Source organism: Pseudomonas sp. LBUM1647 (assembly GCF_059716175.1).
Genome location: NZ_CP166809.1, coordinates 4,536,797 through 4,559,627, shown reverse-complemented (window position 1 = coordinate 4,559,627; position 22,831 = coordinate 4,536,797). Strand labels below are relative to the sequence as shown.

The following is a 22,831-nucleotide window of genomic DNA, read 5'->3' as shown; positions in this document are numbered from 1 at the left end:
TAGAGGGCAGGGTGCTAGCACTTCCTGTGAAACCAAACGCCAGATTGGCGGTCGCACGATCTCAGCTTAACTATTGAAAAAAGGAGGCTTCATGCCTTGGAAGCTCGCGTCATTGGGTACTTTGTTGGCCGTTGCCATGCTGGCCGGTTGCAGCACTCCCTCCACCGAGTCGACAACAGATCCTGTCACGACGACTGACACGGGTCACAGCCGTTGTGAGGCAAAGGCTGCCGAATTCACCATTGGCAAAAAGGCTTCGCCTGAACTGCTGGAGCAGGCGCGTACTCGCGCAGGCGCACAGAATGCACGGTTCCTCTTGCCCACCGACATGGTGACCCTGGAGTACCGCTCCGATCGCCTGAACCTGAATACCGATGCCAATCGGGTCGTCACCCGCGTCAACTGCGGCTGATCGCTTCGGGCTTTTGTTTCGCCCATAAAAAACCCCGTCACGTGGACGGGGTTTTTTTAGTGCGGCTGAAAATTACTCAGCGCGGACTTGTGCAGCTTGCATACCCTTTTGGCCTTTCTCAGCCACGAAGGAAACGGTCTGGCCTTCTTTCAGGCTTTTGAAACCGTCGCTTTCGATAGCTTTGAAGTGTACGAACAGGTCGTCACCGCCACCTTGAGGAGTGATGAAGCCGAAGCCTTTTTCATCGTTGAACCATTTAACGGTGCCGGTTTGGCGATTAGACATGGTGTATCTCCAAGAAACATATATTTTCAGTAGTGCTGTGCTGCTCAGGCCAACTGGGCACACCGGGGTATCATAGTCGAAATGTTCGCTTTGGGAGCCCCCCGGACGTGCTGTTTGCCCTGCAGTCGCGTTCCGTTTGCTGCTTTGTTTGGCTGCAAGCCCCGTTTTAAAAGGCTTTCAGCCAAAAGTAAAGACAATAAAAAAACCTGTAAAACCTGAATAAATTGTACGAAAAAGCGGTTTTCAGAGGCTTTTTGCTGTCGTTGCAGGCTAGAAAAGCGCTCAGTCGGGCTTATTTTTTCGCCTTGTTATCGGCTTTGCAGGCGCCAATTTGAGTCAGTGCTTTTTGTTTCAGGGCGTCACTGGCGGTGTTGTCCATCAAGGACTGGATGTCTTTGGCAGGGTACGATTTGATGGCATCGGCGCCGCAAGCACAGTGAGCCTTCGCTGCTGCAGCACCGATCTGCGGAGTGGCCGCCTCTGTGCACTGAGCCATGTATTTCTCGCGTTCGCCCTTCGGCCAATCGGCATGGGCGGCCAGTGGCAGCAGCAAAACGATGGGGGCGACTACTGCGAATAAACGTTTCAGATGCATGCTGGGATGCTCCTTGTGGGTCAATGTCTTGTTATCTGAGGGGTAAAGCAGGGTTCTAGTTCAGCACTCTGGCATAAAATTGCCCGATTTGCCCCAAGACAAAGCCTCGGTGCATCGACGACCGTTCATCTGTGCTAGCATGCCTGGCTCGGGCGTTTGCAGGCTCCGGATGACCTTCAGTCCCGGTAGCGGCAAATGTGCGAATAACCCTGATTTGAATCCCAGTCACTCTGGTTCGGTTTTCCGGTTGGCCGCAAGGCTCCTGCCGCTGTAAGGCAGGCGTTCGTCATTGAATGGCCTGGATCGGATCTTGTACTGGCTCATCCCAACCCACGTGACCTTTGGTAGGGGTCACCACTAGGAGAGGAGGCGCCATGCCAACTATTACTCTTCCCGACGGCAGTCAACGTTCATTCGATCACCCGGTATCCGTAGCCGAGGTCGCCGCATCCATTGGTGCAGGTCTGGCCAAAGCCACCGTGGCCGGCAAGGTCGATGGCAAGCTGGTCGACGCCAGCGACATCATCGGCAGCGACGTTACGCTGCAAATCATTACGCCAAAGGATGAAGAGGGGCTGGAGATCATTCGCCACTCTTGTGCCCACCTGGTTGGCCATGCGGTCAAGCAGCTATACCCGACGGCCAAGATGGTCATCGGTCCGGTCATCGACGAAGGCTTCTATTACGACATCGCCTTCGAGCGTCCTTTCACTCCGGACGACATGGCCGCCATCGAACAGCGCATGCAGCAGCTGATCGAAAAAGATTACGACGTGATCAAGAAAGTCACTCCGCGCGCCGAAGTGATCGAAGTGTTCAAGGCCCGCGGCGAAGACTACAAACTGCGCCTGGTCGAAGACATGCCGAACGAACAGGCCATGGGCCTGTATTATCACGAAGAATACGTCGACATGTGCCGCGGTCCGCACGTGCCGAACACGCGCTTCCTGAAATCCTTCAAGCTGACCAAGTTGTCCGGCGCCTACTGGCGTGGCGATGCCAAGAACGAGCAATTGCAGCGCGTTTACGGTACGGCGTGGGCAGACAAAAAGCAGCTGGCGGCTTACATCCAGCGCATCGAAGAAGCTGAGAAGCGCGATCACCGCAAGATCGGCAAGCGTCTGGGCCTGTTCCACACCCAGGAAGAGTCGCCGGGCATGGTGTTCTGGCACCCGAACGGTTGGACTCTGTACCAGGTGCTCGAGCAATACATGCGCAAGGTTCAGCGCGACAACGGTTACCTGGAGATCAAAACTCCGCAGGTCGTTGACCGCAGCCTGTGGGAGAAATCCGGGCATTGGGCCAACTACGCCGACAACATGTTCACCACGCAGTCGGAAAACCGCGACTACGCCATCAAGCCGATGAACTGCCCTTGCCACGTGCAAGTGTTCAACCAAGGCCTGAAAAGCTACCGTGAGTTGCCAATGCGTTTGGCCGAATTCGGTGCTTGCCATCGTAATGAGCCATCGGGTGCGCTGCACGGCATCATGCGTGTGCGGGCGTTCACTCAGGACGACGCCCACATCTTCTGTACTGAAGAGCAGATGCAGGCCGAATCCGCTGCGTTCATCAAGCTGACCATGGACGTTTATGCCGACTTCGGTTTCAAAGACGTCGAGATGAAGCTGTCCACTCGTCCGGAAAAACGCGTCGGTTCCGACGAGCTGTGGGATCGCGCCGAGGCGGCCCTGGCTGCAGCCCTTGATAGCGCTGGCCTGCCGTACGATCTGCAGCCGGGCGAGGGTGCGTTCTACGGTCCGAAGATCGAGTTCTCGCTGAAAGATTGCCTTGGCCGCGTCTGGCAGTGTGGTACCCTTCAGCTCGATTTTAACCTGCCTGTCCGTCTGGGAGCCGAATACGTCTCTGAAGACAACAGTCGCAAGCACCCGGTTATGTTGCACCGGGCGATCCTTGGCTCCTTCGAACGTTTCGTCGGAATCCTGATCGAGCACTACGAGGGTGCATTCCCCGCGTGGCTGGCTCCGACCCAGGCAGTGATCATGAATATCACTGATAAACAGGCTGATTTCGCCGCTGAGGTTGAAAAAACTCTCAACGAAAGCGGATTTCGTGCCAAGTCTGACTTGAGAAATGAAAAGATCGGCTTTAAAATCCGCGAGCATACTTTGCTCAAGGTTCCTTATCTCTTGGTTATCGGAGATCGGGAAGTCGAGATGCAGACTGTCGCTGTGCGTACTCGTGAAGGTGCTGACCTGGGCTCGATGCCCGTCGCCCAGTTCGCCGAGTTCCTCGCTCAAGCGGTTTCCCGGCGTGGTCGCCCAGATTCGGAGTAATTACTATTAAGCGTGAAATGAGACAAGATAAACGAGCTGCACCGAAGGCCCCGATCAACGAGAATATCTCGGCACGCGAGGTTCGGTTAATTGGGGCTGAAGGTGAACAGCTTGGGATTGTGTCAATTGAAGACGCGCTTCTTAAGGCTGAAGAGGCCAAACTGGATCTGGTGGAAATTTCCGCCGATGCAGTACCCCCTGTTTGCAAACTGATGGACTACGGCAAATCGATCTTCGAAAAGAAGAAGCAGGTTGCCGCGGCCAAGAAAAACCAGAAGCAGATTCAGGTTAAAGAAATCAAGTTTCGTCCAGGGACGGAGGAAGGGGATTACCAGGTAAAACTGCGCAACCTGGTACGTTTCCTGAGTGATGGGGACAGGGCCAAGGTATCCTTGCGATTCCGCGGCCGTGAGATGGCCCACCAGGAGCTGGGGATGGAACTCCTCAAGCGAGTTGAAGGTGACTTGCTCGAGTACGGTTCGGTCGAACAGCATCCTAAGATGGAAGGACGCCAACTGATCATGGTCATCGCCCCGAAAAAGAAGAAGTAATCAATAGGGCACGGCAGGCCTTCTGATTATGTTTATCAACTGAATGCGGAGTATCCGAACATGCCAAAAATGAAAACTAAAAGTGGTGCTGCTAAGCGGTTTCTGAAAACTGCTAACGGTATCAAGCACAAGCACGCTTTCAAGAGCCACATCCTGACTAAAATGTCGACCAAGCGTAAGCGTCAACTGCGCGGTAGCAGCTTGCTGGCACCGTGTGACGTGGCAAAAGTCGAGCGCATGCTGCGCCTTCGTTAATTTAGTCAAGAATAGAGGAAGTAACTCATGGCTCGTGTAAAGCGTGGCGTCATTGCCCGTAAACGTCACAAAAAAATTCTGAAACTTGCTAAAGGCTACTACGGCGCTCGCTCGCGCGTATTCCGTGTTGCCAAGCAAGCGGTAATCAAGGCAGGCCAATACGCCTACCGTGACCGTCGTCAGAAAAAACGTCAGTTCCGCGCTCTGTGGATCGCTCGTATCAACGCTGGTGCACGTATCAACGGTCTGTCCTACAGCCGTTTCATCGCCGGCCTGAAAAAAGCGTCCATCGAGATCGACCGTAAGGTTCTGGCTGATCTGGCAGTGAACGAAAAAGCGGCGTTTGCTGCGATTGTCGAGAAAGCTAAAGCCACCTTGGCTTAAGTACCCCCGACAGTCACCCGGCCTCACCTCTGTGGGGTCAGGTGTTAAACGTCATAAATAGGGGAAGAGCCTTCAAGCTCTTCCCCTATTTTGTATCTGGAGTCTGTACATGGAAAACCTGGATGCGCTCGTCTCTCAAGCTCTAGAGGCTGTGCAAAGCGCTGAAGATATCAATGCCCTGGAGCAAATCCGGGTTCACTACCTTGGCAAAAAGGGCGAATTGACTCAGGTGATGAAGACCCTGGGGAATTTGCCGGCAGAAGAGCGTCCGCAAGTCGGCGCCCTGATCAACGTTGCCAAGGAGCGTGTCACAGAGGTTCTCAATGCGCGCAAGGCACTGTTTGAAGAGGCCGACCTGGCCGCCAAACTGTCCGCCGAGTCCATTGACGTGACCCTGCCTGGCCGTGGCCAGACCTCGGGTGGTCTGCATCCGGTTACTCGCACTCTGGAACGTATCGAACAGTTCTTCACTCACATCGGCTACGGCATTGCCGAAGGCCCTGAAGTCGAAGACGACTATCACAACTTCGAAGCACTCAACATCCCAGGCCATCACCCGGCCCGGTCGATGCATGACACCTTCTATTTCAATGCCAACATGTTGCTGCGCACCCATACCTCGCCGGTACAGGTCCGCACCATGGAATCGAAACAGCCGCCGATCCGCATCGTCTGCCCAGGCCGTGTGTACCGTAGCGACTCCGATATCACCCACTCCCCGATGTTCCACCAGGTCGAAGGCCTGCTGGTCGACCGCGATATCAACTTCGCCGACCTGAAAGGGACCATCGAAGAGTTCCTGCGCGTGTTCTTCGAAAAAGAACTGGCCGTGCGTTTCCGCCCTTCCTACTTCCCGTTCACCGAGCCATCCGCCGAAGTCGACATGGAATGCGTGATGTGCAGCGGTAAAGGCTGCCGTGTCTGCAAGCAGACTGGCTGGCTGGAAGTGATGGGCTGCGGCATGGTTCACCCGAATGTGCTGCGCATGTCCGGGATCGACCCGGAAGAGTTTTCGGGCTTTGCCTTCGGTATGGGCGTTGAGCGTCTGGCCATGCTGCGTTACGGCGTAAACGACTTGCGTCTGTTCTTCGACAACGACTTGCGGTTCCTCGCGCAATTTCGCTAGTCGTAACGAATTCTTAGGAGAGCAGGATGAAATTCAGTGAACAATGGCTGCGTGGCTGGGTAAGCCCGCAGGTAAGTCGCGACGAGCTGGTTGCTCGTCTGTCGATGGCCGGTCTTGAGGTCGATAGCGTTACGTTGGCCGCCGGCGAATTCACCGGTGTGGTGGTGGGCGAGGTGCTGAGCACCGAGCAGCACCCGGACGCCGACAAGCTGCGCGTTTGCCAGGTCAGCAATGGCTCGGAGACCTTCCAGGTCGTTTGCGGTGCGCCAAACGTGCGCCCGGGCCTGAAGATCCCGTTCGCCATGATCGGTGCCGAACTGCCGGGCGACTTCAAAATCAAGAAAGCCAAGCTGCGTGGCGTTGAATCCAACGGCATGCTGTGCTCGCAAGCCGAGCTGCAAGTCGGCGAAGGCAACGATGGCCTGATGGAATTGCCGGCTGATGCGCCGGTGGGTCAGGACATTCGCGAGTACCTGAGCCTGGACGACGCCAGCATCGAGGTCGACCTGACCCCGAACCGCGGCGACTGCCTGTCCCTGGCCGGTCTGGCCCGTGAAGTGGGCGCGCTGTACGCCGCCGAAGTCACCCGTCCGGTGGTCGCTGTCGTGCCAGCCGTGCACGACGAAGTGCGTTCGATCGAAGTGCTGGCGCCAGCCGCTTGCCCGCGTTACCTGGGTCGTGTGATCCGTAACGTTGACTTGTCCAGGCCGACGCCGCTGTGGATGGTCGAGCGCTTGCGTCGTGGCGACGTGCGCAGCATCGACGCTGCCGTCGACATCACCAACTACGTGATGCTGGAGCTGGGTCAACCGCTGCATGCGTTCGATCTCGCCGAAATCAATGGCGGCATCCGCGTACGTATGGCCGAAGAGGGTGAGAAGCTGGTACTGCTCGACGGTCAGGAAGTCAGCCTGCGTAGCGATACGCTGGTAATTGCCGACCACACCCGCGCCCTGGCCATCGCCGGCGTCATGGGTGGCGAGCACAGTGGCGTCAACACCACGACCACTCGTGATATTTTCCTGGAAAGCGCGTTTTTCGATCAGATTGCTGTCGCTGGCAAGGCCCGTTCCTATGGCCTGCACACCGACGCCTCGCACCGCTACGAGCGTGGCGTGGACTGGCAGTTGGCTCGTGAAGCGATGGAGCGCGCCACCGGCCTGCTGCTGGAAGTCACTGGCGGCGAAGCTGGCCCGATCATTGAAACCGTCAGCGAGCAGCACCTGCCGTCGATTGCGCCAGTTACTCTGCGTGCGCAACGCATCACTCAGATGCTGGGTATGGAAATGGATTCGGCTGAAGTCGAGCGACTGCTCAGCGGCTTGGGTCTGAAGATTTCTGCCGATGGGGCAGGGCAGTGGCGCGTTGAAGTGCCAAGCCATCGCTTCGACATTAGCCTGGAAGTCGATCTGATCGAAGAGCTCGCCCGTCTGTACGGTTACAACCGTCTGCCGGTTCGCTACCCGCAAGCTCGTCTGGCGCCGCAGGCCAAGGCTGAAGCGCGTAGCGATCTGCCTGAGCTGCGTCGTCTGCTGGTGGCCCGTGGCTATCAGGAAGCGATCACCTACAGCTTCATCGATCCGAAACAGTTTGAGCTGTTTAATCCAGGTGTCGAACCGCTGTTGTTGGCCAACCCGATTTCGAACGACATGGCCGCCATGCGCTCGTCTTTGTGGCCGGGTCTGGTGAAGGCGCTCCAGCACAACCTGAACCGTCAACAGGATCGCGTGCGTCTGTTCGAAAGCGGTCTGCGTTTCGTTGGTCAGTTGGATGGCTTGAAGCAAGAGCCGATGCTGGCGGGAGTTGTTTGCGGTAGTCGTCTGCCGGAAGGCTGGGCACAAGGTCGCGATGTGGTGGACTTCTTCGACGTCAAAGCCGACGTGGAAGCGGTGCTGGGCTTCGCCGGTGCATTGGATTCATTCACTTTCGTACCGGGCAAACACCCTGCGTTGCACCCGGGTCAAACCGCGCGCATCGAACGTGAAGGTCGCTTGGTCGGTTTCGTCGGTGCTATCCACCCTGAATTGTCGAAAACTCTCGGTCTTGACCGTCCAGTCTTCGTATTCGAGCTGGTTTTGGCCGAAGTGGCGTTGGGCAAAATGCCTAAATTCCAGGAGTTATCGCGCTTTCCTGAAGTGCGTCGTGATCTGGCCCTGATTGCGGCCACGGACGTTGCGGCCAATGCTGTGCTGGACGTAATCCGTGAAAATGCAGGCGAATGGCTGACAGACCTCAGGCTATTTGACGTGTATCAGGGTAAAGGCATTGATCCTGATAGAAAAAGCCTTGCAGTCGGCTTGACCTGGCAGCATCCATCGCGCACTCTTAATGACGATGAGGTGAATACCACGACGCAAAACATCCTCACCTCGCTCGAACAAAGGTTGAACGCCACGTTAAGGAAGTGACGTATGGGGGCTCTGACGAAAGCTGAGATGGCGGAACGTCTGTATGAAGAGCTGGGCCTGAATAAACGGGAAGCCAAGGAATTGGTTGAACTGTTTTTTGAGGAAATCAGGCACGCTCTTGAAGACAACGAACAAGTCAAATTGTCCGGTTTCGGAAATTTCGACCTTCGGGACAAACGCCAGCGGCCTGGCCGCAATCCGAAAACGGGTGAAGAAATCCCGATCACGGCTCGCCGTGTGGTCACCTTTCGTCCAGGGCAGAAGTTGAAGGCCCGAGTTGAGGCTTATGCTGGAACCAAGTCATAACGACGAGCTACCCGTCATCCCAGGCAAACGCTACTTCACCATTGGTGAAGTCAGCGAGCTGTGTGCGGTAAAACCACACGTGCTGCGTTACTGGGAGCAGGAGTTTCCTCAACTCAACCCCGTCAAACGGCGCGGAAACCGCCGGTATTATCAGCGACAAGACGTGCTGATGATCCGGCAGATCCGCGCGCTTCTTTACGATCAGGGGTTCACCATCGGCGGCGCACGCTTGCGTTTGTCCGGCGATGAAGCCAAAGACGACACGACCCAATACAAGCAAATGATCCGCCAGATGATCGCCGAGCTGGAGGATGTTCTGGTGGTACTCAAGAAATAAATTCCTGCTTTTAAATACTTCCAGTTTTCAAAAGCTTGCGATATATTCTTGAGCGTTCTTCGAGAAGGGGAACGGGTTTAACGCCTAGTCGGGGCGTAGCGCAGTCCGGTAGCGCACTAGCATGGGGTGCTAGGGGTCGAGTGTTCGAATCACTCCGTCCCGACCATATTTCGTAAGGGGATCAAGTACTTAACGGGCTTGATCCCTTTCTCATTTCAGGTTTGCGCAAACCCGCGCAAAACTACCCGGTGATTTCGCTGATATTCGGGTCAGGATTCGCCTCGGAGCAGACGATTTCCTGGTCCCGCTGGTAGTTTTTGGCCATGCCTTCGTTCGCATGTCCTGCAATTTTCTGCCCATCCTTTCCGGACAATGACCCAGACATCCTCGCCGGCACCTTACGGGGTGAGAACCAATGCCACCCGATCCTAAATCTGTTGGACGCCTCAAGCTCACAGGTTCATCCTTGCCACCTGTGAAAAGATCGGGACAGTTGAATGAATGGTTTGTGGGCCAAGGCTCTGTTTGCTGGAATGTTACTTTCGTTAAGCGCGGCCAGCTTTGCTGGTCAGGAAAGCGATCTCTATTCAAACCTTGATGCTGGCAAGGCGCAGACCGTCGTAGCTTATGGTACGAGCTTGACGGCCTTTGGCGCCTGGGTGCAGCAGCTTGGGGATGATCTGAATCAGCGTTACCCTGGACGTGCCACGGTTATCAATAGTGGCAAGGGTTCTATGTGGTCGGGGTGGGGGGTTGAAAATCTCGAAAGTCGAGTTATCTCCAAAAGCCCGGACACGGTGTTTATCGAATTCGCGATCAACGACGCTTTCCTTCCCAACAAAACCACTGTCGAACAAGCGCGGAAAAACCTCGAGCTAATGATTGACCGGCTCAAGGCAGCCAAGTCATCGACGGAGATCATTTTAATGGTGACGAATCCAGTGATTGGAGACTCTGGAGTGCAGAGACCGAAGTTAAGGGATTACTTCCAGATGTACCGGGATGTCGCAAAAGCCAGGGGACTTCGTCTGATCGACAATTATCCAAGGTGGGAGGCGGTCTTTAAATCAAATCCCGACCTGTTTAATCAGTATGTTCCGGATGGATTGCACCCAAATGCTGATGGATATCGCGCAGTGGTGACCCCGTCATTGATTGAAAATTTGAGTGCCGCCTCGCCAAATTGACCTGAACATCGATGAAAAACCCGCTTCGGCGGGTTTTTTTTCGCCAGGAGACCTGGAGAAAAACAGCAGTGTGACCCGTATCGCAAGAGCACACTGGATGACGATGCGCATCACCCAGTAGTACAAATTGCTAAATTGATATTTGCTAATTCCAGAGAGGATGAAACCACTCGTAGCTGCTCGTAGTGGCGATTCAATGGTGATAAATTCCGTGTCGTTAGCAAGATGTATGGGCGTGAAGGGCGCGCCTAGTCCTGGGCTCGGACACAACAGCTTCACCGAGCCTCAGAGCAGCACTTGTTCCGGTGGGCGATGTATTCGCGCTAACAATTGAAAGACAGAGCAATGCCCTGCAGAAGGGTTACTGAATGCCGAAGAAAAAGACGGAAAGTAAAGTAGCAGCGACGGCTACTGCTCATGAAATTGAGCACGCCATCCAAGCCCTGAACAGAATGGCTGAACGCCTTTGGGGAGATGGTCGAGAGATCGAGGCGAAAGCCCTCCTTGACGCCTTGGATTCTCTAAACAGGGCACTGGACCGGATCAGGATTGGCGAAAGCCGCAGGGTTGTGACTCTTCATTGAAGACTGCCATGGACTCATTGAAAGGCCTAAAGTGGCCAGAATGTGTATGAGGCATACCCTTTCGAAGGTGGCAGAGCGACGATTGTTTCAATAAAAAAGTGAATTAGCGGTGGTGGAAGTGACCGGCGCACTAGGTCGCGCCGGTACTTCAGGAAGTTGCATCGACTGGTTGAATCCACAGCCGATAGCTGCCGCAGGCGAGTGAGTCATACCCAGATGCATTTTTTCTCAGTTTTTTGGCTCGCCTTGTTTCACCATGGCGCGCCATTCCTGGACGCTTGATCGCTCGTTCATTCTGGCATGCCATGCACGCAATGCTTCACATTCATCAGGTATAGGCAGTTTCACCAGCGAGGCGAAAATCATGCCGCCCAGTACCGCAATGTCGGCCATCGAAAATGCATTGCCCGCCACAAAAGGCTGATTTTTCAGGACGCTGTTGAAATAGTGCATCCCCCTTACGGCCTTATCCCGCATCCGCTCACCCCATTCAGGGTTCTGAGAAAGCTCGACGTCCGGCCCAAGCCCCGGCGTTGCGTGATGGAAGTACGCGCTGACAGCGTCCAGAAATTCAATTTCCGCACGCTTGGTCATCATATGGATGATGCCTTTCTCAGTGGGCGTTTTACCGGTGAGCACAGGGCTGTCATCCAGAACATCCAGGTACTGAGTGATAGCGGTGCACTCCGCGATGAGCGTACCGTCGGCCAACTCCAGGACGGGAAGTGTTCCGGAGTAGTTGATGGCTAGAAACGCTGGTTTCTTGTGCTCGCCTGTCCATAGATTGACCGGTACAAACTCGATCCGGGACAGCAGGCCTTTCTCTGCTAACGCGATTCGGACCCGCGCCGGGTAGGGCCCGTTGTACCAGTCGTAAATTTTCATCATTGGGAGTTTCGACGCGTCGGAGTGTTGCTGCTGAAAAGTCATGATTTCTTTACCTGCCTGTCAAGTGGTAGGTAGAGAGTGGGCGCTTGTTTCTGTGCTGTCAACAACTACCTACCAATTGGCAGGTTGTGAGATATGCGAGTAACATCGCGCCAGATGACCACGCCAATCAAAGAATCGAGGAATGAAAACGTGAGCGAAAATGCCCGGGAAGCCATATTGGAAGCCGCCAAAGGGGCCGCTCAAACCCACGGCTACAGTGGGATCAATTTCCGAAGCATTGCTGATGCGGTGGGGATCAAGAACGCAAGCATCTATTACCATTTCTCGAGCAAGGCCGACCTCGGCGCCGCAGTAGCCAGACGATACCGGGAGGACACTGCCAGTGTTCTGGAAGCCCTGCGCGGTGAAAACCCCGATCCGATTCGCTGCCTGCAGGCGTACCCGAGCATCTTTCGAACATCCCTGGAAGACGGCAACAGGCTGTGTTTGTCCAGCTTCATGGCTGCGGAATACCAGGACCTGCCCGAGGAGGTGAAGAGTGAAGTGCTGGCGTTTGCAGACATCAATGTGGCGTGGCTGACGAAAGTACTCTCTGATATCGGCCTGGGAAGCATTGAAGTGTGCGGGCGACGTGCCCGCGCCATTTACACCGCCGTTGCTGGTGCTCAATTGATTGCCCGAACGCGCTTCGATATCGGTTTATTCGACGAACTGGTTCAGAGCTATCAAGAGGCGGGACTCCTTCCGACATAACTGGCTTAACGCGTCATGGTGGGCCGTTTCCAGCCTGACCGAAGGGGTGAAAGCAGTACGTCACGAATGGCTGCTTTCGCCCCAGGCCGTGTGAAAACGTTCTAGAAACAGTTCGTCAGTCAGAATCGGCGATCACCGCGTCTCACGGATGCGGCATCAGCTCGCCGAACACCGCGCAACTCCCTTCCGACGGTTGGACTTTTCCTCGAGTTGGATGGCGAAATCCATGGCCTCTTGGTAGCTGAAACGGTAGGCCCAAGTCTTGCCAGTGTATCGCTCGATGACCTGGAAGATGCCGAGCTGCATGGTCACCACCTGGAAGCGAACACCGCGGCGCGACTTCAGTCGATTAGTGCGCCGGAAGAAATCGATGCGTGCTGCATTGGAGTGGACGAGCAGGGCGCCGAGCTCATCGATGCGCTGCAGAAAGGATGGATGCATGTCTGATCCTCGAAGTGGGGAGCATGTATTCGTAAGCACTCGTGCCGCTAGCTGCTTGTCTATGGATGCAGAGGTAGTTCTGACGGATAAATGTAGTCGTAAAAATGCCACATCGAAACCTGACTTTTCTTTGTGCGTCAAACAGACTTCTTCGCGAACCCGAGGGTTTTCTCTCACAACCCTTGCTGGGCCTGCTCGGATCGACAGCCGGGAAGGCGAAAGTCACCCTCCATCTATTCAAGGCAGATTCCAGGCGTTGCGGGCAAGCTATCGAGAAATGCGGCAATCTGCCGGGTACCGCGCAAGTGCACCGTAGAAATTTGCGGGCCTATGGCCAGGCGCACTGCCTCGATACCTGGACGATAGCCACGATCGAAATTCCACACGAAGTTCAGGAAGGTCAGGAACGCCCGGTCGAGCTTCTCGGTACAGCCTGCTGCAAGGTCAGGGCGAGGGCGGTTCATTACGCTGCGCATGATCACCCGGGTGAAGCAGGTGAGCCGCGACGTATCGAGCCAGATGATCAGGTCGGTACGGGGCAGGCGAAGGTCGAAGGTTCGCCGCGCATAGTTGCCTTCACAAATCCAGGCATCCGGTGCGACCGCTTCGCGGACCCGTGTGCGGAACTGCTCAGCGTCGGGTTCGACCCAGCCGGGCTCCCAGAACAGCGTGTCCAGGTGCACCACGGGCAGATTCAATCGCTTGCCGAGGGCGCGGGCGAGGGTGGACTTGCCGCTACCGGCATTGCCCAGAATTACAATCCGTTGCATGAGGACTTCCTGTCGCGAAAAAAGCCGGCGATTGTGCAGGTTTTGGATGGCCAGTTAAAGGCTTATGGATGGATGTAAGCCTTATTCAGGACGAGACAGTTGCTGCAAATAAGCCTTCGGCGAACACCCTGTTTTTTGCTTGAAGCAACGGTAGAACGTGGACAGCGAGTTAAAGCCTGAGGCGCTGGCAATCTCGTCAATGCGCGAGGCGTGGCGTTGCGCATTCAAGCGTGAAAGGGCTTCATCCAGGCGCAGCTGATTGAGCAGCGTATAAAACGTTTGCCCCCGAACCTGATTGAGAAAGAACGAGATCTGGTTGCGTGTGTAGCCAGTCGATGCTGCGACATGAGACAGATCCAGCCGTGGATCGAGGTAGGGCTTGGTCTGTTCGAAGTACTGCTGCAAATCATTGGCAAGCGCCCCGACCTGGCGGGCTGATAATCCCAAACGACTAACTGCCTCAGTGCTATAGGCCGGGCGGGTTAACGTTGGGGCGTGGCTGACCAGCATCGCGTGTTCGTTGACTTTAATGATCAGCCCGTCCTGTACCGACAGCGCTTCAACAGTGCGGAATGAAACAAGACCCTCGCTGCCATTGAGCGTCACCCGGTACTGCAAGAACGCGGTGTCGCCATCGATGCGCAAGCGATCGGTGTATACCTGAAACTCTTCTGATCCCACCGGCATGCTTGCCGCGAGATAGTCGCGCAATTGCGCGTGCTCGATGGTCCGGTTCTGGAAAAAATCGTTGTACTCGATAGCCGGGTGATAGAGCGCCATCACGGCGTCCAGGTCGCGCCGCTTCCATGCCTCGTGATAACGCACCGCAACTTCATGAGTCTGTGTGCTCGAAGGATCCGCCAGGAAGGTTGGGGTGGTGGGTAAATCAGGTACTTCCACGACGAGCTCCATGGTGCAGATCAGGGCAAAGCCCAGAGTATTCCAGAAGCCGTACTTTTCCGCCCGTGTCCGCTGCGATGTTTGCTTGCCCGTTGTGCCTGTGAAAGCGTCGGTTATTGCTTTAGCGTCAGCCCAAGAATTTTACGGAGCATGAGCGCATGACACGTCACATCACGAACCAGTCCTTGGCGGACGCTCGGCCTTATCCTGTCTGGCAGGAAACCCGAACGCCTGCGACCGCCGCGCCGAGGCTCACGGGTGAAGTGACGTGTGATATTGCGATTGTGGGCGGCGGATTTGTCGGGCTATGGACTGCGTTGATGGCGTGTCAGCGCTGGCCTGAAGCAACCATCGTTGTGCTTGAAGCCGGGCAGTGCGGTGGCGAGGCGAGTGGGCGCAATGGCGGGTTCTGTGCGCCGAGTATTTCCCACGGTGTTTCCAATGCGCTGAAACGTTGGCCCAAGGAAGCAGAGCAACTGGTGCGACTGGGCAGGGAAAACCTGGTGGCATTTGAGGAAGATCTGCAGCGCTATGGCATGGACGTAGCGTTTGAGCGCTCCGGAAAATTGAATGTCGCGAGTCAGCCCTGGCAGGTTGAAGGGCTAAGGTCGATGCAGCGTAACTACGAGCGCTTTGGCATCGCCTGCGAATTTCTGGATGGCGCGAGGCTCAAGTCACACCTCGACTCCCCGGCCTATGTCGCGGGCGTTTTTGAGCCCAATTATGCGTTGCTAAACCCGGTGAAGATGGTCGCGGAACTGCGACGCGTGTGCCTTGCGCAAGGTGTGCAGCTTTTCGAGCATTCGCCGGTGACCACACTGCATCAAGATCGCAATCATCAGGTACTGGAAACCGGGCTGGGCTCTGTCAAAGCGGTCAAAGTCGCACTCGGCACCAACATCGCGCCACCGTTGCTGGGGTCGCTGAAGTCCAAGGTCATTCCCATTTATGACTACGCATTAGCGACTCAGCCGCTCGACGATGCTCAACTGCGCGCAATCGGTTGGGTCGGCCGCTACGGGATTGCCGACAGTGGCAACCAGTTTCATTACCTGCGCAAAACCGAAGACAACCGCATTCTCTGGGGCGGTTACGACGCCATTTATCACTTCGGGAGCCGGCGCGATGAGGCGTTGACGCAACGTCCGGAAAGCTTTGCGACATTGGCTCGGCAATTTCAATCGGCTTTCCCGGCGTTGGCGGACGTCACGTTCAGCCATGCCTGGGGCGGCATCATCGATACCTCCGCACGCACCACCCTGTTCTGCGGAACATCGTCCAACGGCCGCATTGCGTATGCCCAAGGGTTCACGGGGCAGGGCGTGTCCGCCAGTCGTTTCGCGGCGCTGACCATGCTTGATTTGCTCGAGGGTAAATCGACCGAGCGCACGAAACTGGCAATGACCTCGACAGCCCCTTTTCCGTTTCCACCCGAGCCCCTGCGTTATGTGGGCGTGTCGCTGGCGCAGCGCTCACTGGCCCGCGAAGACCTTACCGGGCACCGCGACTGGCTGCTCAAAGGGTTTGATGCGCTGGGTATCGGTTTTGATTCTTGAACTGGAGTGAGAATGACCATGAGTAAACCTGATCACATCATCGATTTTGCCAACCCTGATTTGCCCATCGTCGAGTTGGAAACCAGCGATCCCGAAGTGGTCGACACCCCGTATCGCAGTCGTAGCTGGCGGCACTTTGTGGCGCCGGAGAAAAAAGCTGTCGGAGGTATCTGGGAAGCGCCGGAGCACCTCGAGCGATGTGAATGCGACTACGACGAACTCTGTCATTTGCTTGAAGGACACGTTCGTCTGACCGACAGCAATGGCGTTAGCCAGGAGTTCAAGGCCGGCGCCACGTTTGTGGTCGCCGCGGGCTTCAAAGGCACCTGGGAAAACCTGACGCCGGTGCGCAAGGTGTTCATGATCCTCAGGGGTGGCGTCGAAACCGCTAGGCGTCAGGCAACGCCATGATCGCTCGCGCCGCAATGTCAGTGCCGCGAGTCGCCTGCATACTTTCGCTGAACGCTTCGAGACGCTGTTTCATCGACTGATCGGCCAGCAGTTGTTCAAGGGCGGCGGGGAGCGCGGACAGTGGATCGGCAAAACGCGGCAAGTAACGGCCGACGCCGACTTCCTCGGCGCGTACGGCATTGTCGTGACCGTCCCAGCAGTAAGGAATGATCAATGAGGGCAAGCCGAAGTACAGCGCTTCGCAGAAACTGTTGTTGCCACCGTGGTGGATGAACAACTGGCACTCCTTGAGCACGGCCGGCTGTGGAAACCAGCTGTCCAGATACACGTTGTCCGGGACGGTGGTGTACATGTCCCGATAGGCGCCAACGTTGATGAGAAAGCGATAGGGCAGGGTTTCGATGGTCCCGATCAGGCGCTTCATCATGTCGGTGTCGGCGGCACCGAGGCTGCCGAAACTGATGTAGATCAGCGGCGCGTCGTTGTGCCGTGGGAAGTCGGGAACGATGTAAGGCGCCTCGCGGCGTACGCAACCGTCGAGGTACACATAGCGCTGCGGGTCCAGCGGCGACTGGCGTTCATAACGCACCGGCGTCGGCGACAGCAACAGGTTGAGCCATGGTGAATCGTTGAGGAACTGGCCAGGTGGGCAGAGTGACGTACCGTTGCTCGCGAGGAACTGCGAAAAGCGTTCATGGGCCGGTGCTACGGCCTTCTGATAATGCTCGGTAAAACGTTCGCGGGCATCCGCGTCGTCCGCCAGACAGCCTGACAAATAGGGCGGCACGGCGGCATCCGGCAGTTCGGTTTCAGCGCAGGAGACCATCCGTACCCACGGGCATCCCGCGTTGGCGATGGCGGGGAACATGACCACGTTGTCGAGGACGATGACGTCCGGCTTAAGGCGCCCGAGCAACTGTTGCAGCGGTTTTTCCGCTTCAATCGCGGTGTCGATAATGGCTTCCCAGGCCGGCGCCACATAGCTATCGATCTGTGCCAGCGGAGTCTGGTCGAAGTAGGGAATGTTGCGCTCGATAAAGCGTTCCCAGTAATGCTGGTGTTCCGCTGCCGACAATGGACTGGCTTGCGGAATCGGGTACTCGTCGAAGCCGTATTCGGCGAAGAGTCCCTGAAAATGTTCATGGCAGATGAAGACCGGTTTTGCTCCCAGCTCACGCAGCGATTGGGCGATACCAATGCAGTTCAAGGCCGCGCCGAAACTGGCTTCCGGAAACAAGGCGATAAGTTTTTGTGTGTGCATGGCGAGGACGTCCGAGGCGGGTACAGCCCGCCGTGCCTGAAGATGACTGGATGCTGTCTTATTTTATAAAAAAAATCACCATGTTTTTTGAGCTGTTCAGCGACGTCCGAACAACTGGCCCTGCGGGATGCCGCGGTTGGCAGTTTGCGGGCGCTGGGCGGCGCTCAGGCGCAGGTGCAGTCGCAGCAGATCGGCGGCGATCTCCAGCTGTCCGCGCTCGATGTGCGCGATGATTTGCAGATGTTCGCGCAGGGCTTCCTGGAGGCGGTGCACGCTGACTGTCGGCAGCAGGTTCGGCAGGCGCCGCAGGCTTTGGTGCTGGAGCAGGGCGTCACCGATAAAACGATTGCCGCAGCTCTGGCCAAGCAGTTCGTGGAAGCTGATGTCCAGTTCGCGAAATTGCTGGATATCGAAATGCTCTACAGGGCTCGAGAGCAAGTTTTGCATAGCGCTTCGCAGTAACGCCAAGCGTTGTGGGTCGGCGTTGAAGTTGGGGCTGAGCAGAGCTTCCGGCTCCAGGATCAAGCGGAATTTGAGGCTTTCTTCGAGGGCCGCGAGGCTATTCAGCGACGGGCGAAACAGCCAGGACTGGCCAGGGCCGCGCTCGATGGCCTGGCTTTCACTCAGTTGTTGCAGGGCTTTTTGAGCGGCTGGCCGGCCGATGTCGTAACGACGCATCAATTCGCTGATGCTGATGCTGTCCCCGAGGCGTCCGGCCATGCGGTCGCGCAGCACCGAGGTCGCCAGCTCTTCTTCCTCGGCTTGTGGCAATGCGGCATTGAACGCCTGGCCGGTCGGCGGTGCGATCAGTCGATAGCCTTTGCCGGCCTCATGACTCAGCAGGTTTTCTTCCAGCAGCACTTTAAGTGCGCCACGAATCAGTGTGCGTGACACCTGGAATGTTCGCGCCAGCGCTTGCTCGGCGACCGGATCGCCGGCCACCCGCCCGGTTTCCTGGGTGTGCTCCAGAATCCGGCGGGCGAGTTCCAGGTGATTGGTACGAGGTTTTTTCTCGGGTGTTGTGCTCAAGCGTCTGATCTCTTTTGGTCGCATCGACTCCGGTGCTCATCTTATGCCATGCATCGCAAAACCGTCAGGCGCAAAAAAAACCGTTGACATCGAGTCGTGCTGGTCCTAATTTCTAAAAAAAAACACATGCAATCGTTTCTCTTTACGCCGTACTGCCTTCGAACACAAAAATAATCAATCGTCGGGTGAGTATTATGAGAAAGCTGAAAGGCCTTATGTGTCTGGGATTGAGCGTCTCCCTGGCGATCGCTTCACAGGCTGCAAGTGCAAAAGACATGGTGATTTCGATCTGGGACGGCTACATGGCCCCGGATGCGCTGGACAAGTTCAAAGCGGCCAGCGGCGTTGACGTCGACAAGGCGTTGCACGCGACCAACGAAGAAATCATGGGCAAGCTGATGGCGTCTGGCGGTGAAGGCTATGACGTTGTGTTTGTCTCCTCTCCCTTCGCCGAAGTCCTGCACAAGCAAGGTCTGCTGGCAGACATCGATCCCGTCAAAGTCCCCAATCTTAAAAACCTCTATCCCGAAGCCACCAAGCTGGAATACGACCCGGGCAACCATTTCTCGGTGCCGTACACCTGGGGCACAACCGGGATTTGCTACCGCTCCGACAAGGTCACGCCAGCGCCGGTGAGCTGGAACGAACTGCTCAACCCGAGCGATGCGCTCAAAGGCAAAGTGACGATGCTCGCCACCGACCGCTGGATGCTCGGCGCCGGGTTCCTGGCCAAGGGCTGGTCGGTCAACGACAACGATCCCAAACAGATCGCCGCCGTCCGCGATCAGTTGATCGCTACCAAGAAGCGCATCCTCGCCTTCGACGACACCACCTTCTACTCCAAGCTCGCGTCCGGCGAATCGATGATGGCGCACGCGTGGGATGGCTGGTGCAACTACGGCACCCAAGCCAATGCGGCCATCAAGTTTGTCGTGCCCAAGGAAGGTTCCGACCTTTGGGTGGACACCATGGTCGTGCTGAAAAGCTCGAAGCATCAGGAGGAGGCGTTCAAGTTCGTCAACTTCATGCTCGCCAGGGAAAACCACGTCTGGGTGGCTGAAAACATCCTCTACAAAATCCCCAACCAGGCCGCAATGGCTGGTTTGTCCGCTGACCTGCTCAAGCAATACCCCAACTTGACGATCGCCCCGAGCGAGCTGTTGAAGATGGAACAGTTGCGCGATCTGGGTGGCACGACGCAAAAGGCCTACACCCGGGCCGTCACCGAAATCATGGCGGCACAGAACTAGTTTGTATCGATCCGAGGCATGCCCCGCATGCCTCGCCACGCTCGCACGCCGCCTCCGTTCCGGGGCGGGAGGATATGGGTAATGAGTGCTCTGCATGCTGACAGGCGTCTGTCGGCCTGGCTTCTTGCGCCCGGCTTTAGCTGGCTGCTGACCTTTTTGGTGATTCCGTGCCTGCTGGTGCTGGTCTACAGCTTCGTCGAGCGCGGGGCTTATGGCGGTATCGACTGGCTGTTTACCTGGGAAAACTACCAGCGCGCGTTCGATCCGCTGTACCTGGGCATCTTGCTCAAATCGGCAAAGATCGCCGGTCTGGCGACGGTGTTTGCCGTGCTGATCGGCTACCCGGCTGCCTACGCCATTGCGCGTGCTCCGCGGCGCCGGCAAGCGGTGTTCCTGTTTCTGGTGATGCTGCCGTTCTGGAGCAACTACCTGATCCGCACCTATGCCTGGATCGTCCTGCTGAATCGCGAAGGCTTGATCAACCGAATGCTGCAGATGTTCGGCTACAGCGGCGAACCGATCAGCTTGCTGTACACCGAAGCGTCGGTGGTGCTGGGGCTGGTCTACAACTACATCCCGTTTGTGATCCTGGCGATTTTCTCTTCGCTGTCACGCATCAACAACGAGCTCTGGGATGCGTCGAAAGACCTGGGTGCCTCGGGCTGGATGACTTTTCGACGGATCATCCTGCCGCTTAGCGTTCCCGGGGTTGCGGCCGGTGCCGTGTTTGTCTTCGTCCTGAGCATCGGCAACTTCATTACCGCCGACCTGTTAGGCGGCAAGCAGGTGCAGATGGTCGGCAACCTGATCTACTCGCAATTCCTGACGGCGCGGGACTGGCCGTTCGGTGCAGCGCTGAGTTTCTTCCTGATCGCGATCATGCTGATTCTGTTGTTCGTTCAGGCATTGGTTGCCCGACGTGCAGAAGGGGGCCGCGCATGAGCCAGTCTCGTTCGGTGGGTGGCACCGTGCTCAGTACGCATCTGGGATTGGTGTATGCCTTCCTTTATGTGCCGATCCTGGTGTTGATCCTGCTGTCGTTCAACAAGTCCGGATTACCCACGGCCTGGGGCGGCGTATCGCTGAAGTGGTACGTGGCGCTGGCGCATAACTCGGCCATTTTGTCGGCGGCCCTCAACACCTTGATCGTCGCGCTGTCGGCGACATTCATTGCCTGCGTGCTCGGGACGTTCCTGGCGCTGGGCATCGAGTTGCGCCGCAAGGGCAACGACAAGGGACAAGTCGTCGACACCTTGTTGATGGCGCCGATGATCATTCCCGACATCGTCCTGGCGATTGCGCTGCTGAGCTTTTTCAACCTGCTCAAGGTTGGGCTGGGCCTGCACTCGATCATCATCAGCCACGCCGTGTTCAACATTGCTTTCGTTTGCGCTGTGGTGCGCACGCGGCTCAAACACTTCGACTATTCGATTCTCGAGGCCTCGATCGACCTGGGGGCGAGCTGGTTCACCACCTTTCGCCGGGTGCTGTTGCCAGCAATTTTCCCCGGCGTGCTGGCGGGTGGATTGCTCTCGTTCACGTTGTCGGTGGACGAATTCATCATCGCCTTTTTCAACTCCGGTTCCGGCCAGGCTTCCACCACGTTGCCGATGCAGATCTACGCCATGATCCGATTTGGCGTCACCCCGGAAATCAACGCTCTGGCGACGCTGGTGATGCTGGTCAGCATCACCGCGATGCTGGCTTCACAGCGTCTCAACAAGGCTCCTCGCACCCATGAATAATTCATCTGCGGTACTGATCCTGGACAAGGTCAGCAAGTCGTATGGCAACGGTCTGGCGGTCGACGAGGTGTCGCTGAACATCCGCGAGAACGAGTTCTTTGCGCTGCTGGGTCCGTCCGGCTGCGGCAAGACCACGCTGTTGCGCATGCTCGCCGGTTTCGAAACGCCCAGCGCCGGTTGCATTTACCTGGATGGCAAAGACATCTCGCCGCTGCCGGCCAACAAGCGTCCGTTGAACCTGATGTTCCAGTCTTACGCGCTGTTTCCCAACATGACCGTGCGCAAGAACATTGCTTACGGGCTGGAGATGGAACGTCTGCCGGAGGCGGAGATCCGTCGTCGGGTCGATGAAGTGCTGAGCACCGCGCAGCTCGGTGAGCTGGCGGACCGAAAACCGGATCAGCTCTCCGGTGGTCAACGTCAGCGTGTCGCACTGGCGCGGGCGCTGGTTAAACGGCCGCGGGTGTTGCTGCTCGATGAGCCGTTGGGCGCACTCGACAAAAAGCTTCGGGAAAAAATGCAGCTCGAACTCAAACGCCTGCAACTCGAGAGCGGCATCACTTTCATCATCGTCACCCACGATCAGGAAGAAGCGTTGGTGATGTCGGATCGCATGGCCGTGCTCGATGGCGGCAAGGTCTGTCAGTGCGGCAGCCCGACCGAACTCTACGAAAATCCCAACAGCCGTTTTGTTGCCAACTTCATTGGCGTCAGCAACCTGTTTGAAGGCGTGCGTTCGGGTGAACACTCGGTGCGCGTCAACGGCCAGGAGCTGGCCGTCGAGACCGACGCACCGTTGATTCCGGGGCAAAAGGTTGCCGTCGTCGTTCGCCCGGAACGTTTACAGGTGCTGGCGGAGGAGGGCGACGATTGTGCCAATCGGGTGACCGGCAACATCGTCGAAATCGCCTACCACGGCCTCGACACCAACGTGCATGTGCAAACGGCACTCAGCGACAAAGCCTTGATCGTCCGGGTGCCATCCTCGCAATTCGAATTTGCTCATTTTGCTATCGGTATGAGCGTCCGGCTCGGCTGGCAGGCTCGCCACGCCCGTGTTCTGACGCGCTGAACAATAAAAAAAGACCAGGCAGGAG

At 56.7% G+C, this 22,831-nt stretch carries 26 protein-coding genes, 1 tRNA gene and 1 pseudogene; 19 read left to right on the top strand and 9 right to left on the bottom strand.

Annotation, left to right across the window (positions count from 1 at the left end):
• Nucleotides 1-91: 91 nt before the first annotated feature.
• A complete protein-coding gene (locus ACA059_RS20820) occupies nucleotides 92-412 on the top strand; it encodes an I78 family peptidase inhibitor (protein ID WP_415759996.1) in 321 nt (106 codons plus the stop codon).
• Nucleotides 413-484: 72 nt separating this feature from the next.
• Here ACA059_RS20820 and ACA059_RS20815 read toward each other — a convergent pair whose 3' ends face one another.
• Nucleotides 485-697, bottom strand: coding sequence for a cold-shock protein (locus ACA059_RS20815; protein ID WP_007905882.1), 213 nt, complete (start codon nucleotides 695-697; stop codon nucleotides 485-487).
• Between the two features lie 292 nt (nucleotides 698-989).
• Nucleotides 990-1,292, bottom strand: coding sequence for a hypothetical protein (locus ACA059_RS20810; protein ID WP_497630815.1), 303 nt, complete (start codon nucleotides 1,290-1,292; stop codon nucleotides 990-992).
• Between the two features lie 374 nt (nucleotides 1,293-1,666).
• Between ACA059_RS20810 and thrS the strand changes: the two genes are divergently transcribed.
• From thrS to ACA059_RS20765, 9 genes are all read left to right on the top strand, one after another.
• Nucleotides 1,667-3,589: a threonine--tRNA ligase gene (thrS, locus tag ACA059_RS20805; RefSeq protein ID WP_497630814.1), complete on the top strand. Its 1,923-nt coding sequence runs from the start codon at nucleotides 1,667-1,669 to the stop codon at nucleotides 3,587-3,589.
• Entirely contained in the window at nucleotides 3,589-4,140 is a 552-nt protein-coding gene (infC, locus tag ACA059_RS20800) for a translation initiation factor IF-3 (protein ID WP_176469887.1), read from the top strand. Before thrS ends, infC begins: the two co-directional genes overlap by 1 nt.
• A 60-nt stretch (nucleotides 4,141-4,200) precedes the next feature.
• Nucleotides 4,201-4,395 carry a 50S ribosomal protein L35 gene (rpmI, locus tag ACA059_RS20795; RefSeq protein ID WP_008145659.1) on the top strand — a complete coding sequence of 65 codons (195 nt, stop codon included), beginning with the start codon at nucleotides 4,201-4,203 and terminating at the stop codon, nucleotides 4,393-4,395.
• Nucleotides 4,396-4,422: 27 nt separating this feature from the next.
• Nucleotides 4,423-4,779 (top strand): 50S ribosomal protein L20, encoded by a 357-nt coding sequence (gene rplT / locus ACA059_RS20790; protein WP_007905879.1) that lies wholly within the window; start codon nucleotides 4,423-4,425, stop codon nucleotides 4,777-4,779.
• Between the two features lie 109 nt (nucleotides 4,780-4,888).
• Nucleotides 4,889-5,905, top strand: a complete 1,017-nt coding sequence (gene pheS, locus ACA059_RS20785) for a phenylalanine--tRNA ligase subunit alpha (RefSeq protein ID WP_007905876.1) — start codon at nucleotides 4,889-4,891, stop codon at nucleotides 5,903-5,905.
• 26 nt (nucleotides 5,906-5,931) lie between these two features.
• On the top strand, nucleotides 5,932-8,313 hold the full coding sequence (gene pheT, locus ACA059_RS20780; protein WP_497630813.1) for a phenylalanine--tRNA ligase subunit beta: 2,382 nt from the start codon (nucleotides 5,932-5,934) through the stop codon (nucleotides 8,311-8,313).
• Nucleotides 8,314-8,316: 3 nt separating this feature from the next.
• Nucleotides 8,317-8,619, top strand: coding sequence for an integration host factor subunit alpha (ihfA, locus tag ACA059_RS20775; RefSeq protein WP_002553164.1), 303 nt, complete (start codon nucleotides 8,317-8,319; stop codon nucleotides 8,617-8,619).
• Nucleotides 8,600-8,956: a MerR family transcriptional regulator gene (locus ACA059_RS20770; protein WP_003179985.1), complete on the top strand. Its 357-nt coding sequence runs from the start codon at nucleotides 8,600-8,602 to the stop codon at nucleotides 8,954-8,956. The genes ihfA and ACA059_RS20770 overlap by 20 nt, the downstream gene beginning before the upstream one ends.
• A gap of 89 nt (nucleotides 8,957-9,045) precedes the next feature.
• Nucleotides 9,046-9,122, top strand: a tRNA-Pro gene (locus tag ACA059_RS20765).
• A gap of 75 nt (nucleotides 9,123-9,197) precedes the next feature.
• On the opposite strand, the pseudogene ACA059_RS20760 reads toward ACA059_RS20765, so the two are convergent.
• Nucleotides 9,198-9,326, bottom strand: a pseudogene (locus tag ACA059_RS20760) (integrase); the annotation flags it as partial.
• A 127-nt stretch (nucleotides 9,327-9,453) separates the two neighbouring features.
• Between ACA059_RS20760 and ACA059_RS20755 the strand changes: the two are divergent.
• Together ACA059_RS20755 and ACA059_RS20750 are read left to right on the top strand one after the other, a co-directional pair.
• The gene (locus ACA059_RS20755; RefSeq protein WP_497630812.1) at nucleotides 9,454-10,143 is read left to right on the top strand and encodes an SGNH/GDSL hydrolase family protein; all 690 of its coding nucleotides are present in this window, start codon (nucleotides 9,454-9,456) and stop codon (nucleotides 10,141-10,143) included.
• Nucleotides 10,144-10,511: 368 nt separating this feature from the next.
• Entirely contained in the window at nucleotides 10,512-10,727 is a 216-nt protein-coding gene (locus ACA059_RS20750; protein WP_033061728.1) for a hypothetical protein, read from the top strand.
• Between the two features lie 228 nt (nucleotides 10,728-10,955).
• Here the strand turns inward: ACA059_RS20750 and ACA059_RS20745 are convergent, their stop codons facing one another.
• Nucleotides 10,956-11,657, bottom strand: coding sequence for a glutathione S-transferase (locus tag ACA059_RS20745; RefSeq protein WP_497630811.1), 702 nt, complete (start codon nucleotides 11,655-11,657; stop codon nucleotides 10,956-10,958).
• Between the two features lie 150 nt (nucleotides 11,658-11,807).
• Between ACA059_RS20745 and ACA059_RS20740 the strand changes: the two genes are divergently transcribed.
• Nucleotides 11,808-12,371 carry a TetR/AcrR family transcriptional regulator gene (locus tag ACA059_RS20740; RefSeq protein ID WP_497630810.1) on the top strand — a complete coding sequence of 188 codons (564 nt, stop codon included), beginning with the start codon at nucleotides 11,808-11,810 and terminating at the stop codon, nucleotides 12,369-12,371.
• Between the two features lie 156 nt (nucleotides 12,372-12,527).
• On the opposite strand, the gene ACA059_RS20735 is transcribed toward ACA059_RS20740, so the two are convergent.
• The 3 genes from ACA059_RS20735 to ACA059_RS20725 form a co-directional block, all read right to left on the bottom strand.
• Nucleotides 12,528-12,812, bottom strand: coding sequence for a hypothetical protein (locus ACA059_RS20735; protein WP_497630809.1), 285 nt, complete (start codon nucleotides 12,810-12,812; stop codon nucleotides 12,528-12,530).
• Between the two features lie 233 nt (nucleotides 12,813-13,045).
• The gene (locus ACA059_RS20730; protein ID WP_497630808.1) at nucleotides 13,046-13,582 is read right to left on the bottom strand and encodes an AAA family ATPase; all 537 of its coding nucleotides are present in this window, start codon (nucleotides 13,580-13,582) and stop codon (nucleotides 13,046-13,048) included.
• 81 nt (nucleotides 13,583-13,663) lie between these two features.
• Nucleotides 13,664-14,494 carry a helix-turn-helix domain-containing protein gene (locus ACA059_RS20725; RefSeq protein ID WP_497630807.1) on the bottom strand — a complete coding sequence of 277 codons (831 nt, stop codon included), beginning with the start codon at nucleotides 14,492-14,494 and terminating at the stop codon, nucleotides 13,664-13,666.
• Between the two features lie 146 nt (nucleotides 14,495-14,640).
• Here ACA059_RS20725 and ACA059_RS20720 point away from each other — a divergent pair, with 146 nt between their 5' ends.
• Both ACA059_RS20720 and ACA059_RS20715 read left to right on the top strand, forming a co-directional pair.
• Nucleotides 14,641-16,038 carry an NAD(P)/FAD-dependent oxidoreductase gene (locus ACA059_RS20720; protein ID WP_497630806.1) on the top strand — a complete coding sequence of 466 codons (1,398 nt, stop codon included), beginning with the start codon at nucleotides 14,641-14,643 and terminating at the stop codon, nucleotides 16,036-16,038.
• Between the two features lie 18 nt (nucleotides 16,039-16,056).
• Nucleotides 16,057-16,449, top strand: a complete 393-nt coding sequence (locus ACA059_RS20715; protein ID WP_497630805.1) for a cupin domain-containing protein — start codon at nucleotides 16,057-16,059, stop codon at nucleotides 16,447-16,449.
• Here ACA059_RS20715 and ACA059_RS20710 read toward each other — a convergent pair.
• Nucleotides 16,427-17,710 carry a nucleotide disphospho-sugar-binding domain-containing protein gene (locus ACA059_RS20710; protein ID WP_497630804.1) on the bottom strand — a complete coding sequence of 428 codons (1,284 nt, stop codon included), beginning with the start codon at nucleotides 17,708-17,710 and terminating at the stop codon, nucleotides 16,427-16,429. The genes ACA059_RS20715 and ACA059_RS20710 overlap by 23 nt on opposite strands.
• A 96-nt stretch (nucleotides 17,711-17,806) precedes the next feature.
• On the bottom strand, nucleotides 17,807-18,739 hold the full coding sequence (locus ACA059_RS20705) for a GntR family transcriptional regulator (protein WP_497630803.1): 933 nt from the start codon (nucleotides 18,737-18,739) through the stop codon (nucleotides 17,807-17,809).
• 275 nt (nucleotides 18,740-19,014) lie between these two features.
• On the opposite strand from ACA059_RS20705, the gene ACA059_RS20700 reads away from it, so the two are divergent.
• The 4 genes from ACA059_RS20700 (at nucleotide 19,015) to ACA059_RS20685 (ending at nucleotide 22,806) form a co-directional block, all read left to right on the top strand.
• On the top strand, nucleotides 19,015-19,989 hold the full coding sequence (locus ACA059_RS20700) for a polyamine ABC transporter substrate-binding protein (protein WP_497630802.1): 975 nt from the start codon (nucleotides 19,015-19,017) through the stop codon (nucleotides 19,987-19,989).
• An 81-nt stretch (nucleotides 19,990-20,070) separates the two neighbouring features.
• The gene (locus ACA059_RS20695) at nucleotides 20,071-20,931 is read left to right on the top strand and encodes an ABC transporter permease (RefSeq protein ID WP_497630801.1); all 861 of its coding nucleotides are present in this window, start codon (nucleotides 20,071-20,073) and stop codon (nucleotides 20,929-20,931) included.
• Nucleotides 20,928-21,734, top strand: coding sequence for an ABC transporter permease (locus tag ACA059_RS20690; RefSeq protein WP_497630800.1), 807 nt, complete (start codon nucleotides 20,928-20,930; stop codon nucleotides 21,732-21,734). Before ACA059_RS20695 ends, ACA059_RS20690 begins: the two co-directional genes overlap by 4 nt.
• Nucleotides 21,727-22,806, top strand: a complete 1,080-nt coding sequence (locus ACA059_RS20685; protein WP_497630799.1) for an ABC transporter ATP-binding protein — start codon at nucleotides 21,727-21,729, stop codon at nucleotides 22,804-22,806. The genes ACA059_RS20690 and ACA059_RS20685 overlap by 8 nt, the downstream gene beginning before the upstream one ends.
• Nucleotides 22,807-22,831 lie beyond the last annotated feature (25 nt).